The following is a 15,023-nucleotide window of genomic DNA, read 5'->3' as shown; positions in this document are numbered from 1 at the left end:
GAAACTATGCAGGCTTGGAGATTACGATGTGACGGTCGCGGCCTTCACCCTCGGACTCTGAGCCCAAACCAGCTTCGCCAATTAGATCGTGGGCTAGTTTTCTCTCGTAAGAGCTCATTGGCTTCAAGTGCTTTGGCTCGCCAGTCTCCTTGACTTGGGCAATAAACTTCTCGACCACCTTGGTTAGCTGGTCGATCTTGGCCTGTCTTGAGCCCCCAACATCGAGGATTAGGCGTGAGTAGCTAGAAGTCTTGACCTGGACAGCCAGACGGGTTAGCTCTTGAAGGGCCTCAACGGTGTCCGGGTGGGACACTAGCGCTAGGTTGGAATCCTTACTAGCGGTTACCGCTAGGTAGGCTCTGCCTTCACGAACGTCGATGTCAATATCACCATCCAAATCTGTTATGTCAAGTAATTCTTCTAGGTAGTCAGCGGCGATGTCGCCCTCTTCTTCTAGCTGCTTAACGGTTCTTTCTTTACTTTCTTCTAAATCTGCCATCTTGGTTTCCTACTTCTTCTTTTTCTGGTCTTTTTTGGCCCGTTTCTTTGAAACTGGCTGCTCTCTTTGGGCCTTCTCGGCGGCTTCGGCTGCTTCTTTGGCAGCGTCGTCGGCGTCCTTCTTCTCCTGGAGTTCTTTCGGAAGCTTGCCCTTCTTGGCTAGGCGCTCGATACGGGCTTTATAAGCTGGGGAGCCTTCGGTTGGCATGTTGCGGATCACAATGAACTGCTGGCCCATGGTCCAAAAGTTTGAGGTTAGCCAGTAAAAGATAACCGCAATAGGGAAGGAAACTCCCGAAATCACGAAGATTAGAGGGAACACATACAACAGGATCTTCTGGGTCTGCATGTATTGGCTGTTTTGGACATCAGGGTTCTGGTTCTTAGCAATGATCTGCTTCTGGGTGATGAACTGGGAGGCAGACATCAAAACCACCATGATTCCAGCCAGGATCTGGACCTCAATGCCGGTAGCGGTCAAGAAGGTTTCGGAGAGTTTGGCTCCAAAGAAGGTGGCTTCTGAAAACTGGGTAGCCAAGGTGGCATTCATCAGGCCAACCCCAGTTTTTTGGGCCTGGGCGTCGTTCAAAACAAAGAAAAGGCCTGTAAAGATAGGGATTTGGACCAGAATCGGGAGACAGGAGCTTAGGGGGTTGGATCCGGTTCTCTTGTATAGATCCATCTGCTCTTTGGCAAACTTCTCTCTGGATTCACGGTCATTTTTGCCCTTGTATTTTTTCTGCAGCTTCTGAAGCTCCGGCTGGACCAGCATCATGTTTCGCTGAGATTTAATCTGCTTAACAAATAGGGGGATTAGGGCCGAACGGACCACCAAAACAAGGCCAACAATGGCCAAAACCCAGCTAAGACCGGACTCTGGGGCAATGCCGAAGAAAGCAAAAAGGGAGTGAAAACTGACCAAAATCAGCTCGATTACCCACTTGATTGGAAATAGTAGATCCATCTAATTACCTTCCCTGGGGCCTTGTTGAAACAAAGCCGTTTTCTAAAACAAAAAACCTTTGGTTTGAGGGCTTGACCTGGTCAATTCCCCCTTGGGACCAAGGGTTGCATCTGACAATCCTTGCCGCTGTCAACACGCTACCAACAATCACTCCCCGCTGTTGGATTTGGCCTAAGCCATAAGCCGAACAGGTCGGGTAGTATCTGCAAACGTCCCCATAAAGCGGAGATATGAACTTCCGATACCCCTTGAGAAACAAGACGACCAGGTTCCTAGGAACCAGCCAAATTGTCCACAAGATCTTCATTTCAGCCCGCAAACCTTCTCAAACTCGACGGAAAGTTGCTGAAAATCTAGTTCTGCACTGCCTGGGAGGGTCCTGAGCACAACCTGAGAGCCAGTTGGAAACGATTCCAATTGCTTCCTCACTAGGCTCCTAAGTCTTCTTTTCAGAAGATTCCTCTTGACAGCTCCACCACTAGCCTTGGAAACCACGAACCCAAATCTTTTGGGTTCGGCTTCTTCAATTAGTCGGTAACCGACCAGGTGACTAGTGGATTGTTTTTTGCCGGCTCGCATGATTTTGCGAAAGTCATCACCACGAACTAGTCGGTTTGACCGATCCAGCATTTTGGTTTCTAGGCCGAAAGTTCTTTGCGGCCCTTACGACGACGTGCAGCCAAAATAGATCTGCCGGCGCGAGTTGCCATGCGAAGTCTGAAGCCGTGCTTTTTTGAGCGACGACGGTTGTTTGGCTGATAAGTGCGCTTGCTCATTTGAATACACTCCGAAAATTTGTTTAGGAACCAGGTGAGTCGGCTAGTGGCCTTTAGTTTATTGGGCTGTTGGTTCCTTGCTACAGCGCAACCTCTCAAATCTAGAGCCTAGAGGGGTGTTTGGTCAAGTCGAAAACTGACTAATTTTTTGTGGAGAAGGGTCGCAAATAAAATATTTCGATTTGCTTTTAATCCCAGTTTTCAGTTGACTACTTCTCGGGTGTTCCGATGTTTTCCACAGCCTCGTCATCGTGTGTAAAAGTGTGGAAAACTATTCAATCTAGAAAGGGGGGTCCTAAATGAGTGAACTCGAAGAAGTCACCAAACAGTGGGCATCGGTTGTTTCTAGATTGACCACCAAAGGATCCCTGAGCCCCCAGTTGATGGGTTTTCTAACTCTGGTTGAACCCAAGGGTGTCCTAGCGGACACCTTGTATCTTGAGGTTCCAAACGACCTGACCCGCGGGATGTTAGAGCAGCGCATTAGAACCGATATCCTCGATGTTTTGCAAGAAGACGCCCTAATGGGGGGACCAACTAACTTCGCCGTTGTGGTAAACCCAGATATTGAGGGCAAATCTAATGTTTCTGAGACCCCTGAAAACGTCTTTCCGATTGGCTCAGCCCCGTCCCTTCAAAGCGATGAATACCCAAGAAAAACTGGGTCAGTTGGGGTAGTTTTTGACACCAGGCTGAACCCCAAATACAACTTCGATAACTTCGTTACCGGAGGCTCCAACCGTTTTGCCCATGCCGCAGCTTTTGCTGTGTCGGAAACTCCAGCAAAGGCATATAACCCGCTGTTCATTTATGGTGGATCAGGCCTTGGCAAGACCCATCTTTTGCATGCCATTGGCCACTACGCCCTGAGTCTTTATCCAAAAATCAAGGTTCGTTACGTTTCCTCTGAAGAATTCACTAACGACTTCATCAATGCCATCCAGAACAACCGAAGCTCAGCTTTTCAGGCCGAATATCGGGATATCGATGTTCTCTTGATCGACGATATTCAATTCCTACAAGGTAAAGACCAGACCCAAGAGGCTTTTTTCCACACCTTCAACACCCTTCATGATCACAACAAGCAGGTGGTCATTACCTCTGATTTGCAACCAAAAGAGCTAACTGGGTTTGAGGAGAGAATGCTCTCTAGGTTTGAGTGGGGTCTAATAACCGATATCCAAGCTCCAGAGCTTGAGACCCGAATCGCCATCCTCAGGAAAAAGGCCGAAAACGAGAAAATTAAAGTCCCAGACGAGATCCTTGAATATATGGCTGCCCGAGTTGCCTCAAATATCCGAGAGCTTGAGGGCACATTGATTCGAGTGACTGCTTTCGCGGCCTTGAATAGGACCCGGGTCGATATGAACCTAGTTCAAACTGTCCTAAAGGACGTTGTCCCATTGGGGGAGCAGAACATTATTGTCCCAAACGACATCATCGCCGAGGTTTCCAAGTATTACTCAATCACCCCAAGTGACCTATTTGGGTCCTCGAGGCAGCAAGCTGTTGCCCAAGCCCGTCAGATTGCCATGTATCTAATTCGGGAGCAGACAAACTTGTCTCTTCCAAAGATTGGGCAACTGTTTGGAAACCGCGACCACACAACGGTTATGTATGCCAACAAGAAGGTCACCGACTTGATGAAAGAGCGCAGGGCGCTCTACAACCAAGTCACTGAGATCCTCAACAGGGTGAAGCAGAAGTCCCGTGGATAACCTGTGGATAAGTGTGGAAAGTGCCTAATTTTCCCCAAAAACCAACCTTCTGGCTAGTGTAAATCAACAGGGTGGGTGGTTATACACAGGCTTATACACAACTGTGTAAACAAGTTTCAAAGATGTAGTTTTTAGGTAAATAAAGGGATATAGCTAGTTATCCACAGTTTCAACAGGGGTTAATGTGGTTATTACTTTAATTAGTTCTTAGAGAACCTATAACCCATATAGAAATACTGGTCAAAAACCAAGATCAGAATGTGTCAAGATTGAAGACCTACTAGGAGGGGAACCAATTGAAGTTTCAAGTCAATAAAGACGTTCTAAATGAGGCCGTGTCATTTGCGGTGAGATTACTCCCTCAAAGAACCACCCTCCCAATCCTTAGTGGAATCCTTATTGAAGCCGATGCCAATAACCTCCGGTTATCAGTCTTTGACTACGACACCTCAGCCCAGGTGGAAATTGTGGCCAAAGTTGAACAATCCGGAAGGGTCTTGGTTTCTGGCCGCCTTTTGGCTGAGATCGTTAATAAACTCCCTAACTCTGTTGTGGATTTTTCAACCGATGGATCCAAAGTTCAAGTCAATTGTGGCTCGGCTAAATTCTCGCTTCTAACCATGCCAATTGATGAGTACCCAACCCTTCCAGAAATTCCAGAAACCTCAGGTCAAGTTTCAGGTGAAGATTTTGCATCAGCTATTTCTCAAATTTCTGTTGCTGCCTCCAAAGAAGACGTGACACCAGTTCTCACAACAGTGCTACTTGAAACCTCAGCTGAAAACATTTCTCTTGTAGCAACAGACCGTTACCGTGTTGCGGTTCAAGATATCCCTTGGAAATCAAAAACCTCCGGTGCCAACCAAACAGCATTAATTCCAGCAAAGACTCTTCAGGAGATAGCAAAAACTTTTGCTAATCAAGGTGAGGTTGCTATTTCAATTAACCCATCAGATGAAAAAGATTTAATTGCTTTTAAGGCAAACAACCGCTCCGTTACCTCAAGACTCATTAAAGGAAACTTTCCTGCTGTAAAAACTTTATTCCCAGAAAAAATTGAAAACTTCGCAATCATCAATACACAGGATTTACTAGATTCAACCAAGCGAGTTTCTTTGGTTCTGGAGCGCGAAAGTCCAATCAAATACATCTTTACTTCAACTTCCTTGAATTTAGAGGCCGCTGGGGGAGAAACCGCCCAAGCTTCTGAAAGCATTGATGTCCAAGTTACCGGGCCCGATGTAACAGTTTCTCTAAAGCCACAATTCTTGATCGACGGTTTGGCCGGTGTAAAAACTGAGTTTGTTAAAATTGGTTTCACTAACAGCGACAACCCAAATAGACCAAGTCCAGTTTTGATTACCAACCATCAGGCAAAAGAAAAATCAGCTAGCGATAGCTACATGTATCTTTTACAGCCAAATCTTCTTGGCCGCTAAAAAGACAAATAGAGTTTTCTCGAAAAGATGTTTGCAAAGCGAGTAAAGCTCACCAACTTTAGAAACTACGAGTCAGCAGACATCGATTTTTCATCCGGGGTAAATCTAATTTATGGACCCAACGGCCAAGGAAAAACAAACCTAGTTGAAGCCTTGAATTTCTTTGCCGCCCTGGATTCACATCGAGTTGCCGGACACAGCCCACTTATAAAACAAGGTAAATCAACTGCGATCATATCCCTCGAGTTATCTCATGACAACAGAGACTTAATTCTTGAGTATGAGATCAACATTGATTCATCAAACAGAGGCAGGCTCAATAAGTCTGAGGTCGCTAAACCCAAAGACATACTGGGGTATCTAAACTCGGTGATTTTTGCCCCCGAGGACCTAGATATAGTAAAACGCGACCCAAGTAATAGAAGGGGCTTTCTAGATCAACTTATTGTCCAGTTCAACCCCCGAATGCACGGTGTTTATGCCGATTATGACCGTGTTCTAAAACAAAGAAACACTCTATTGAAGTCAGCCAGAGCCACAGGCACCAAGGGAGAAGGCTTATCCACCCTGGACGCCTGGGACCAGGCACTGGTGAAAAACGGAACTGAAATCATCGCTGCACGAGTTGCTATCACCGAAAAACTCTCACCCCCGCTTGTGACTAACTACCAAAACATTGCCAAGAGCAATAACGAACCAGGCATGTTCGTTAGGTCGTCTGTAGTGGAATCAAGCAAGCTTGATCAAGATGATCTAGAAACTCAGGATGCGTTATCTACAACCAACAAAGAAGAAGTATCTGGCCTGTTTCAGCAGAAACTTTCCCTGATGCGAGCGAAAGAACTCGAGCGTGGCATAACACTTGTCGGCCCACACCGAGACGATCTTCAGCTCAACCTCGGCTCTCTTCCAGCGAAAGGCTATGCAAGCCATGGGGAGAGCTGGTCATACGCTCTTTCTCTCAAGCTTGCATCGCTTGAGATACTTAAATCTGAATCCAAACTAGGGGATCCAATCCTGATTCTCGACGACGTCTTTGCAGAGCTAGATAAAGACCGAAGAGAAAAACTCTCTGACTTAGTGCAGCAAAATGAACAGGTGCTAATCACAGCCGCGGTAATAGAAGATGTTCCTGATAACCTCCTTGCCAATAAGTTTGAAGTCGATTCTGGGAGAGTGACACATGTCTGAAGACAATGGCTTTGCAGTTGATTTCTATTACGCCATGAAGGCCGCCGTTACCGGCAGGGTATCCAAGGATCAGAAGCGAATAATCGAAAAGAAGAAAATTCGCTCAAAACCTTTTGATTCTGGCCGAGACCCGGTCCCGGCGGGAAACACCATCGACTCCCTAATGCACGATTTTCGCTGGCAATCGCAGCTAGAGGAAGCGGAGTTATTTGTTCGCTGGAGTGAAATTGTCGGCGAAATCAACGCCAAGAATTCACAACCTGAAACCTTGAATAATGGCAAGTTAACAATTCGTTGTAAATCGACCGCTTGGGCAACCGAATTGCGTCTAATGCAAATTCAGATTTTGGAGAAAATCGAGGCCGCATTTCCAGAGCTAAAGATATCGAATATTTCCTTCATTGGTCCAGACGCACCAAGTTGGAAAAAAGGGTCAAGATCGGTTCCCGGTCGGGGACCTAGAGACACCTACGGATAGATTTCCCCAACCTGGAATATTTGCTCTTTTGACAAGGTAAAATAGATAAGTTAGCAAACCCGAATTTAAGTCGCATTGCGCTGTTATGTGGAACTAACTCGTTACTAGAGGAGCATTTCGTAAATGGCAGTCAAGAAAGAACCGGCAAAAAAAGCAACAACGGCCGTGAAAACACCAGCCAAAGCTCCCGCCAAAACCACTCAAAAAGTAGCGATAAAACCTAAATCTGAAAAAGAAACCAAACCTAAAGCTGCGTCAAAATCTGGCTATGACGCCGGAAGCATTCAAGTCCTCGAGGGATTAGAAGCAGTTCGCAAAAGACCCGGAATGTATATCGGATCAACTGGTCCGCGCGGTCTTCACCATCTTGTTTACGAGATAGTGGACAACTCTGTTGACGAAGCACTTGCTGGTCACTGTGATGAAATCAATGTGTTTATCACCAAAAAGGGTTGGATCAAAGTAACCGACAACGGTAGGGGTATTCCGGTTGACATGCACCCGGTTGAGAAAAAGCCTGCCGTTGAAGTGGTGCTAACCGTTTTACACGCTGGTGGAAAATTCGGCGGCGGTGGCTACGCGGTCTCCGGTGGATTGCACGGTGTTGGAGCATCTGTAGTGAACGCTTTATCGACCGATCTAAAAGTTCTGGTAGCAAGAGATGGATTCTTATGGAGCCAGGAATACAAGATCGGTGTTCCTCAAGCACCGCTTGTTAGGGGAAAGAAAGCTGACTACACCGGAACCACAATCGAATTCAAACCAGACGGATCAATTTTTGAAACAGTTGAGTTCGAATACGAAACACTACGAGCTAGATTTCAGCAGATGGCATTTCTAAACAAAGGCCTTGGGATAACTCTTACCGACGAGCGAAACGACAAAACTGACAGTTACAAATACACCCGCGGTCTTGTTGACTATGTGGAGTTTCTAAACGCATCAAAGAAGATTGAAATCGTCCACGACGAGATCATCTCCCTTGAGGCAGAAACCTCAAAGAAGGACATGTCAATTGAAGTGGCAATGCAGTGGACCAATGCCTATACTGAGTCGGTTCACACGTACGCCAACACCATCAACACGCATGAGGGTGGTACCCATGAAGAGGGCTTTAGAACAGCCATTACCTCTTTGCTCAATAAATACGCCAGATCTAACAACCTGCTAAAGGAGAAGGACGAGAACCTCTCCGGTGACGATGTGCGCGAGGGTTTAACCGCGGTTATATCAATCAAGCTTTCCGAGCCTCAGTTTGAGGGCCAAACCAAAACCAAACTTGGAAACACAGAAGCCAAAACTTTCACCCAAAAAATTGTGAACGACCAGCTTGGCGACTGGCTAGAGCGCAACCCCCAGTCTGCAAAAGAAATCGTTCGCAAAGCAATCCAAGCTGCTGCTGCTCGAATGGCTGCTAGAAAAGCTCGCGAAGCAACCAGAAGAAAAGGTCTTTTGGAATCTGGAGGTATGCCAGGCAAGCTTCGTGATTGTTCTTCGAGAGACCCAGCGTTGTCAGAAATTTACATCGTCGAGGGTGACTCTGCGGGTGGTTCTGCAGTTAGCGGCCGAGACCCAGAGCACCAGGCAATCCTGCCGCTTCGTGGAAAGATCCTAAACGTCGAGAAGGCAAGACTTGATAGAGCTCTTGCCAACACCGAAGTGCAAGCACTTATTGCTGCCTTTGGCACCGGAATCGGTGAAGAGTTTGATGTCTCGAAGATCAGATACCACAAGTGCATCTTGATGGCTGATGCTGACGTTGACGGCCAGCACATCAGAACCCTGTTACTGACATTGCTATTTAGATACATGAGACCACTTATTGAGCACGGTTATGTGTATCTTGCTCAGCCTCCGCTTTATCGAATCAAGTGGACCAACGCAGAGCATGAGTATGTATACACAGATCAAGAGCGCGACCTCAGGCTCAAAGAGGGAGAAAAGGCCGGAAGACGAATTCCGAAAGAGAACTCAATCCAGCGCTATAAAGGCCTTGGAGAGATGGACTACGACGAGCTTTGGGCAACCACCATGGACCCAGCCAGAAGAACACTCCTCCAAGTAACCCTCGATGACGCGGCCCTTGCAGATGAGGTTTTCTCAACTCTTATGGGTGAAGACGTTGAGGCCAGAAGATCATTTATCCAGAAAAACGCGAAAGATGTTCGTTTCCTAGATATCTAGGAAAGAGAGAAAACCATGGCAGATAAGACAGACGCACCAGAGCCTCGTATGGACCACGTTGAGCAAGTGGACCTGCAAGTTGAAATGCAGCGAAGCTACCTCGACTACGCAATGAGCGTTATTGTCGGACGCGCGTTACCGGATGTTAGAGACGGACTAAAGCCAGTGCACCGTCGTGTTTTGTATGCGATGTATGACGGGGGATACCGACCAGACAAGCAGTTCTCAAAGTGCTCTCGTGTCGTTGGTGACGTTATGGGTCAGTATCACCCTCACGGTGACACCGCTATTTACGACACCTTGGTAAGACTTGTTCAATCTTGGAACCTTCGCTACCCACTTGTTTTAGGTCAAGGAAACTTTGGTTCTCCAGGAAACGATCCTGCAGCTGCTCCAAGATATACCGAATGCAAGATGGCACCACTTGCCATGGAGATGGTTCGTGACATCGACGAAGACACCGTTGATTTTCAAGATAACTACGATGGCAGAACTCAAGAGCCGACCATTCTTCCAAGCAGAATTCCAAACCTTCTAATAAATGGCTCGATTGGTATCGCCGTTGGTATGGCCACCAACATTCCTCCTCACAACCTTCGCGAGGTTGCAGAGGGCGCAATCTGGTATCTAGAGAACCCAGAAGCATCTGAAGAAGAATTACTCTCCGCATTGATGCAACGCATCAAGGGCCCAGACTTTCCAACCGGTGCTGAAATCATCGGTCGCCGTGGAATCGAGGATGCTTATAGAACCGGCCGTGGTTCGATCACCATGCGAGCAATCGTAAACGTTGAAGAATTGCAAGGAAGAACCTGTCTTGTTGTAAAAGAGCTTCCATATCAAGTAAACCCTGACAACCTAGCTCAAAAAATTGCAGAGCTAGTCAAGGAAGGCAAACTGACCGGAATTGCAGACATCAGAGACGAAACCTCTGGTCGCACCGGCCAGCGTCTGGTCATTGTTCTAAAGAGAGACGCTGTTGCACGGGTTGTTCTAAACAACCTGTATAAGTACACCCAGCTGAGAGATAACTTCAGTGCCAACATGTTGGCACTTGTTGACGGTGTCCCGAGGACACTTTCTCTGGACGGTTTCATCTCGCACTGGGTAAACCACCAGGTTGATGTGATTGTTAGAAGAACTAACTTCAGGCTGAAAAAAGCTGAAGAAAGAGCCCACATCCTCCGTGGTTACCTCAAAGCCCTAGACGCCCTCGATGCCGTAATTGCTCTTATTCGAAAGAGTGAGAACGCAGATGTTGCTAAAGACGGCTTAATGAAGCTTCTCAAGATTGATGAGCTGCAAGCTCGTGCAATCTTGAACATGCAGCTGCGTCAACTTGCTGCTCTTGAGCGCCAGAGAATCATCGATGAAGCTGCTGCTCTTGAACTTGAAATCAAGGATTACAAGGCCATCATCGCAAGCCCGAAGAGACAGCGCGAAATCATCAAAACTGAATTGGTCGAGGTTGTTGAAAAGCACGGCGATGAGCGCCGTACCCAGATTCAATCTGGTGGCGATGACGATGTCTCAACAGAGGATCTAATTCCTGTAGAGGAAATGGTTATCACCGTTACTCGCGGTGGTTACATCAAGAGAACCAAGAGCACCAACTACCGCAGCCAGCACCGTGGAGGTAAGGGCGTCAAGGGTGCGTCGCTTAGAGCAGACGATGTCGTACTTCACTTCTTTGTTACCACCACCCACCATTGGCTACTCTTCTTTACCAATAAAGGTCGTGTCTACAGAGCCAAGGCTTATGAAGTCCAGGAAGCAGGGCGTGATGCAAAAGGTCAGCACGTAGCCAACTTGTTGGCTCTGCAACCAGATGAGCAAATCGCTTCAATTTTGGACATCAGAGATTACAACCAAGCGCCTTATCTTGTTCTCGCAACAAAGTCTGGGTTGGTAAAGAAAACCGAGCTTGAGTCTTATGACACCCCAAGATCCGGTGGAATCATCGCTATCAAGCTAAAAGGCAATGATGAAGTTATTTCGGCCATGTTGGTTTCAGAATCAGATGACCTGCTGCTGGTTTCTCGCAAGGGCATGTCGATTAGATTCTCCGCATCGGATGAATCACTTCGCCCGATGGGCCGTGATACCTCCGGAAACATTGGTATGAACTTCCGTAAGGGTGACGAACTTCTATCGGCCACAGTTATCAACGACATTGATGATTCTTACGTCTTCATAGCCACCGAAGGTGGCTATGCCAAGAGAACCGCGGTCGATCAATATCGCCCACAAAACCGCGGTGGTTTGGGTATCAAGGTCGCCAAACTAGAGGAAAAACGCGGTGATTTAGTGGGTGCCATCATCTGCTCTGAAGCCGACGAGGTGCTAGTTGTGCTCTCTAGCGGTAAAGTTGTCAGGTCCGCCGTTAGCGAGGTACCGGCCAAGGGCCGGGACACCATGGGAGTGGTGTTTGCCAGATTTGACGAGGCGGACTCAGTAATAGGACTAGCAAAGAACTCAGAGCGAAACTTGGAAGGTTCAATAGAGAATGAGTGAAGCACCATCAAAGAAATCTAAACTGAGATCTCTAAGCAGATTTAAGCTCCGCCCAACCCCTAGCGCCGACCAAAAAAGAGTGCAGCTTAGGCTTGTGAACATCGAAGTTTGGTCAGCAGCTAAAGCCGGCTTCTTCGTAACAGTGGCTGTAGGAGTAGCAACAATCGTTGGTTTCTTTGCTATGTGGCTAGTTGTAGGACAACTTGGCTTATTTTCTTCTTTGAACACTTTGCTAGCCGGTGCTTTTGGTGAAGGTGGCATAGACGTAGAACAGCAGCTTTCGTTGCCTCGAGTTATGTCTTTTGCTTTCGGTCTATCTATTTTCAACGTAATTATAGGAACGGCCTTGGCTTCTCTTTACGCCATGATCTTTAACGTAATCGGCAAGATGACTGGCGGTATTGCGGTTAGCTTCACAAACAACTAGATTCACAACTGGTTTGGCTTCAAGCGGTTTGAGCATTGTTTTTGGATGTAATAGACTCAATGAAGCTCTACGGGCCTATAGCTCAGGTGGTTAGAGCGCTTCACTGATAATGAAGAGGTCGGAGGTTCAAGTCCTCCTAGGCCCACCAGGGAGCATCTCTTCATCAGAAGTGATGGTTCCAACCAAGAAACACCAGATCTAACGATCCGGGGACTTAGCTCAGTTGGTAGAGCACCTGCTTTGCAAGCAGGGGGTCAGGGGTTCGACCCCCCTAGTCTCCACTAGTCAAAAAACTCCCTTGTTTTTACAGGGGAGTTTTTTACTTGTGTGGAGAAATAGTCTGAGCTAATGACGTCCAAGCCAAATCAAAATCGAAACGGAAGTACTCTTCAAATCTTGCTCGGGCGGACTCGCGCATCATGTCTCGACTTTGATCATCTAGATCAAAGATAAGCCCAGTACGCCGCACCAACCCCTCTAAGGATTGATACTTAAATCCATTTACCCCAAATTGAACTATCTCGCCAGGGCCACCGTTACCAACCACGACTGGGATGAGCCTAGAACCCATTGCCTCTACAAGTGAAATGCCGAAATGCTCGCAACGCTCCGGGTAAAGCCCTGGGTCCACTTCAAAACCCGCCCCGTGCCAGTAAATCGATGAACTTTCCATAAGTGACGAAATCTTGTCACGCTCGGCATCAATTTGAAAAGTAACAGGAAGGTCCTCAGCGAGGTCGCGACACATATCTAGGTACTCACGATGGACAGAGCCAGGTGCAAGACCCCCGGCCAATACCAAAGTTGCCTCGGGGTACTTTTTCAATAGCTCACGGAATGCGGTTATTAGCATGTGTTGGTTTTTACTATGGCCATGAACGAAAAACCGGCCAACAGAAAGAATTTGATAAGGCTTTTTAGCCCTATCAGATACAACTAAATCCGAAATAGGGGGAGCAACGACAACAACATTTAGATGATTGAAGCCCACTGATTGAGCCGCTTGTAGGTAGTGACCTTTTGTGTATTCAGAATTAACCACAACATAATCAATTTTGTTTAGGCGTGAAACCTGGTCGTCTGTCTGAGATTCAGGAGGAAAAGGGAACTGACAATGGTGAATATTTTTCTTTCCAATTGGCTCAACAGGAGGATAGACCTCGTTGCCCATGGTTATAAATATGTCAACCGGAGAGCTCACCTCCTCCAGAGTGGCAAGCTCGATTGAGCCAAGGTCTAGCCCAAAATCAATCCCAAGTGCCATAAGGCGAACTTTTGAATACCTATGTCTTGTAGCAAGTATTGTTCGGAAGCCCGAGCTTGAATAAGCGTGAGCGACACTTAGTATGTATTTCTCTCCACCCCCAAAAACCAGATCAAAAGGTGTGTAAATCACAACAGTTGGACCGCCTGAGGTAATCGCCCTAGGAGGTTTTTGAGTGTCGATCGACAATCGAGGCGGAATTTTTCCATTCCCCCACCGATTCAGAAATTTGATTCGATTCATTTCAAATACCCCCTCAACAAGCGGGGTGTTGCCGGCAGCAGCGGTTGTTGGAGTTCCTATGTCTATCACCGTTGATTCCGGTTGATTGACGATCGTTAGTCCGGCCGCGCGGAGCGAAAAGCCCAAGCCGGCGTCCTCGTAATTGCCAGGCTCATAAACGAAGTTAAATCCACCGACTTTTAGAAAATCTCTCTTGCGTACTGCGAAACAGTCTTCCGATACATATTGAACCTCGCGTTTTTCACTAAACAGTCCAGCACCCGAGGCTTGCCCCCTGCCTCTGTGAACGGATCGAGCATTCCTATCCAAGAAAGCCCCAGCCTCCCGAATCGATCCGCCCGGATAAAGAAATTTAGGACCAACAGCTCCCACATTTGGGTTTGCTTGTAATTCTTGAACCAGCGGCTCTAGCCAGTTCTCTGTAACCATGACTTGGTTGTTGAGAAAAACCAGAATCTCACCAGTCGCTGATTCTGCACCAATGTTGCTGCCTTCACCAAAAAACCTATTTACGCCAACAGACAGAATGGAGGCCCTTGTATCCCTGAACTTTTCAATTAGGTTATCCAGTACATAAGAATCGCTGCCATTATCGACCAGGATTACTTCCACGTCTTTATCAGTGTGCGTCAGAACCGACTCAACAGATTTGGAGGTTAAGTCAAAATTGTTCCTGCCAACGACGACAACAGAGACAGTTAATTCTCTAGAAAGAGTCATTTTCAAATGTTTCTGTTTATCCGAAGATTTTCTTAAATAGTTTTAGTGTAAATCGGCCAAATGCCGAACCTCTAAATTGGGTCTTGACCCAGTGGCTTATCTTTCGGAGCGGATAGCTGTAACGCCAAGTTCTGGACTGGAGAATATCGTCGTACTTTGCCTGGACTTCCTCATACTTCAAAATTGCTTCTTCAAGATTCTTTTCGGCGGAAATTTTGGCCGAGACCATAGAGTTTTCGAAGGCGTACAGTTCGATTTCCCGTTCCAAGGATTCACTCAGAACGATTTTGTTTTCAAGTTGATTTCTTTCGTTCATCGACACATCACCCCTATGCGATCCTCACGTGAAGCCCAAAACATCAACGAATTCCAATATCTTAGCTGAGAATCGGTTTCTATTTGGAGAAAATCTAGTCAGGATGCCGGGCCCAACATCCACCCAAGTGTGTAATACGCATTTGGGCGTTGGAGATACAAAACATTATTGACTAGAATTATCGTCACAACAACAACGCCTCTCATTTGAGAAGCTAGCGTTTGTAGCTCAACGGATAGAGCATCTGACTACGGATCAGAAGGTTGGGGGTTCGAGTCCCTCCAAGCGCAC

14 protein-coding genes and 3 tRNA genes are annotated in these 15,023 nt (G+C 47.0%); 10 read left to right on the top strand and 7 right to left on the bottom strand.

The window, feature by feature from the left end; all coding sequences use genetic code 11:
• Positions 1–4: 4 nt before the first annotated feature.
• From AC9UFE_RS02685 to rpmH, 5 genes are read right to left on the bottom strand one after another with little or no spacing between them, the layout of a single operon-like run.
• Positions 5–499 carry a Jag family protein gene (locus AC9UFE_RS02685; RefSeq protein WP_509545440.1) on the bottom strand — a complete coding sequence of 165 codons (495 nt, stop codon included), beginning with the start codon at positions 497–499 and terminating at the stop codon, positions 5–7.
• A 9-nt stretch (positions 500–508) separates the two neighbouring features.
• A complete protein-coding gene (yidC, locus tag AC9UFE_RS02680) occupies positions 509–1,462 on the bottom strand; it encodes a membrane protein insertase YidC (protein ID WP_509545439.1) in 954 nt (317 codons plus the stop codon).
• A gap of 4 nt (positions 1,463–1,466) precedes the next feature.
• Positions 1,467–1,769, bottom strand: a complete 303-nt coding sequence (gene yidD / locus AC9UFE_RS02675) for a membrane protein insertion efficiency factor YidD (RefSeq protein ID WP_509545438.1) — start codon at positions 1,767–1,769, stop codon at positions 1,467–1,469.
• Positions 1,766–2,092 (bottom strand): ribonuclease P protein component, encoded by a 327-nt coding sequence (gene rnpA, locus AC9UFE_RS02670; protein ID WP_509545437.1) that lies wholly within the window; start codon positions 2,090–2,092, stop codon positions 1,766–1,768. The genes yidD and rnpA overlap by 4 nt, the downstream gene beginning before the upstream one ends.
• Positions 2,093–2,100: 8 nt before the next feature.
• Positions 2,101–2,238 (bottom strand): 50S ribosomal protein L34, encoded by a 138-nt coding sequence (gene rpmH / locus AC9UFE_RS02665; protein ID WP_509545436.1) that lies wholly within the window; start codon positions 2,236–2,238, stop codon positions 2,101–2,103.
• Positions 2,239–2,537: 299 nt separating this feature from the next.
• On the opposite strand from rpmH, the gene dnaA reads away from it, so the two are divergent.
• The 9 genes from dnaA (at position 2,538) to AC9UFE_RS02620 (ending at position 12,470) form a co-directional block, all read left to right on the top strand.
• Positions 2,538–3,956 (top strand): chromosomal replication initiator protein DnaA, encoded by a 1,419-nt coding sequence (gene dnaA, locus AC9UFE_RS02660; protein ID WP_509545435.1) that lies wholly within the window; start codon positions 2,538–2,540, stop codon positions 3,954–3,956.
• Positions 3,957–4,252: 296 nt separating this feature from the next.
• On the top strand, positions 4,253–5,395 hold the full coding sequence (dnaN, locus tag AC9UFE_RS02655) for a DNA polymerase III subunit beta (protein WP_509545434.1): 1,143 nt from the start codon (positions 4,253–4,255) through the stop codon (positions 5,393–5,395).
• Positions 5,396–5,422: 27 nt separating this feature from the next.
• A complete protein-coding gene (recF, locus tag AC9UFE_RS02650) occupies positions 5,423–6,586 on the top strand; it encodes a DNA replication/repair protein RecF (protein WP_509545433.1) in 1,164 nt (387 codons plus the stop codon).
• Positions 6,579–7,064: a DciA family protein gene (locus AC9UFE_RS02645; RefSeq protein ID WP_509545432.1), complete on the top strand. Its 486-nt coding sequence runs from the start codon at positions 6,579–6,581 to the stop codon at positions 7,062–7,064. Before recF ends, AC9UFE_RS02645 begins: the two co-directional genes overlap by 8 nt.
• A gap of 123 nt (positions 7,065–7,187) precedes the next feature.
• On the top strand, positions 7,188–9,248 hold the full coding sequence (gene gyrB / locus AC9UFE_RS02640; protein ID WP_509545431.1) for a DNA topoisomerase (ATP-hydrolyzing) subunit B: 2,061 nt from the start codon (positions 7,188–7,190) through the stop codon (positions 9,246–9,248).
• Between the two features lie 15 nt (positions 9,249–9,263).
• Positions 9,264–11,762, top strand: a complete 2,499-nt coding sequence (gene gyrA, locus AC9UFE_RS02635; RefSeq protein WP_509545430.1) for a DNA gyrase subunit A — start codon at positions 9,264–9,266, stop codon at positions 11,760–11,762.
• Positions 11,755–12,189 (top strand): DUF3566 domain-containing protein, encoded by a 435-nt coding sequence (locus AC9UFE_RS02630; protein WP_509545429.1) that lies wholly within the window; start codon positions 11,755–11,757, stop codon positions 12,187–12,189. The genes gyrA and AC9UFE_RS02630 overlap by 8 nt, the downstream gene beginning before the upstream one ends.
• 71 nt (positions 12,190–12,260) lie before the next feature.
• Positions 12,261–12,337, top strand: a tRNA-Ile gene (locus AC9UFE_RS02625).
• A gap of 60 nt (positions 12,338–12,397) precedes the next feature.
• A tRNA-Ala gene (locus AC9UFE_RS02620) sits at positions 12,398–12,470 on the top strand.
• Positions 12,471–12,508: 38 nt separating this feature from the next.
• On the opposite strand, the gene AC9UFE_RS02615 is transcribed toward AC9UFE_RS02620, so the two are convergent.
• The gene (locus AC9UFE_RS02615; protein ID WP_509545428.1) at positions 12,509–14,416 is read right to left on the bottom strand and encodes a glycosyltransferase; all 1,908 of its coding nucleotides are present in this window, start codon (positions 14,414–14,416) and stop codon (positions 12,509–12,511) included.
• A 16-nt stretch (positions 14,417–14,432) separates the two neighbouring features.
• Positions 14,433–14,732 carry a hypothetical protein gene (locus tag AC9UFE_RS02610; RefSeq protein WP_509545427.1) on the bottom strand — a complete coding sequence of 100 codons (300 nt, stop codon included), beginning with the start codon at positions 14,730–14,732 and terminating at the stop codon, positions 14,433–14,435.
• A 217-nt stretch (positions 14,733–14,949) separates the two neighbouring features.
• Between AC9UFE_RS02610 and AC9UFE_RS02605 the strand changes: the two genes are divergently transcribed.
• Positions 14,950–15,022: transfer RNA gene (locus tag AC9UFE_RS02605), tRNA-Arg, on the top strand.
• The last annotated feature ends 1 nt before the right edge of the window (position 15,023 follow it).

It is taken from the genome of Rhodoluna sp. (assembly GCF_044239955.1).
Classification (GTDB): domain Bacteria; phylum Actinomycetota; class Actinomycetes; order Actinomycetales; family Microbacteriaceae; genus Rhodoluna.
This window is presented reverse-complemented; position numbering and strand designations above follow the sequence as displayed.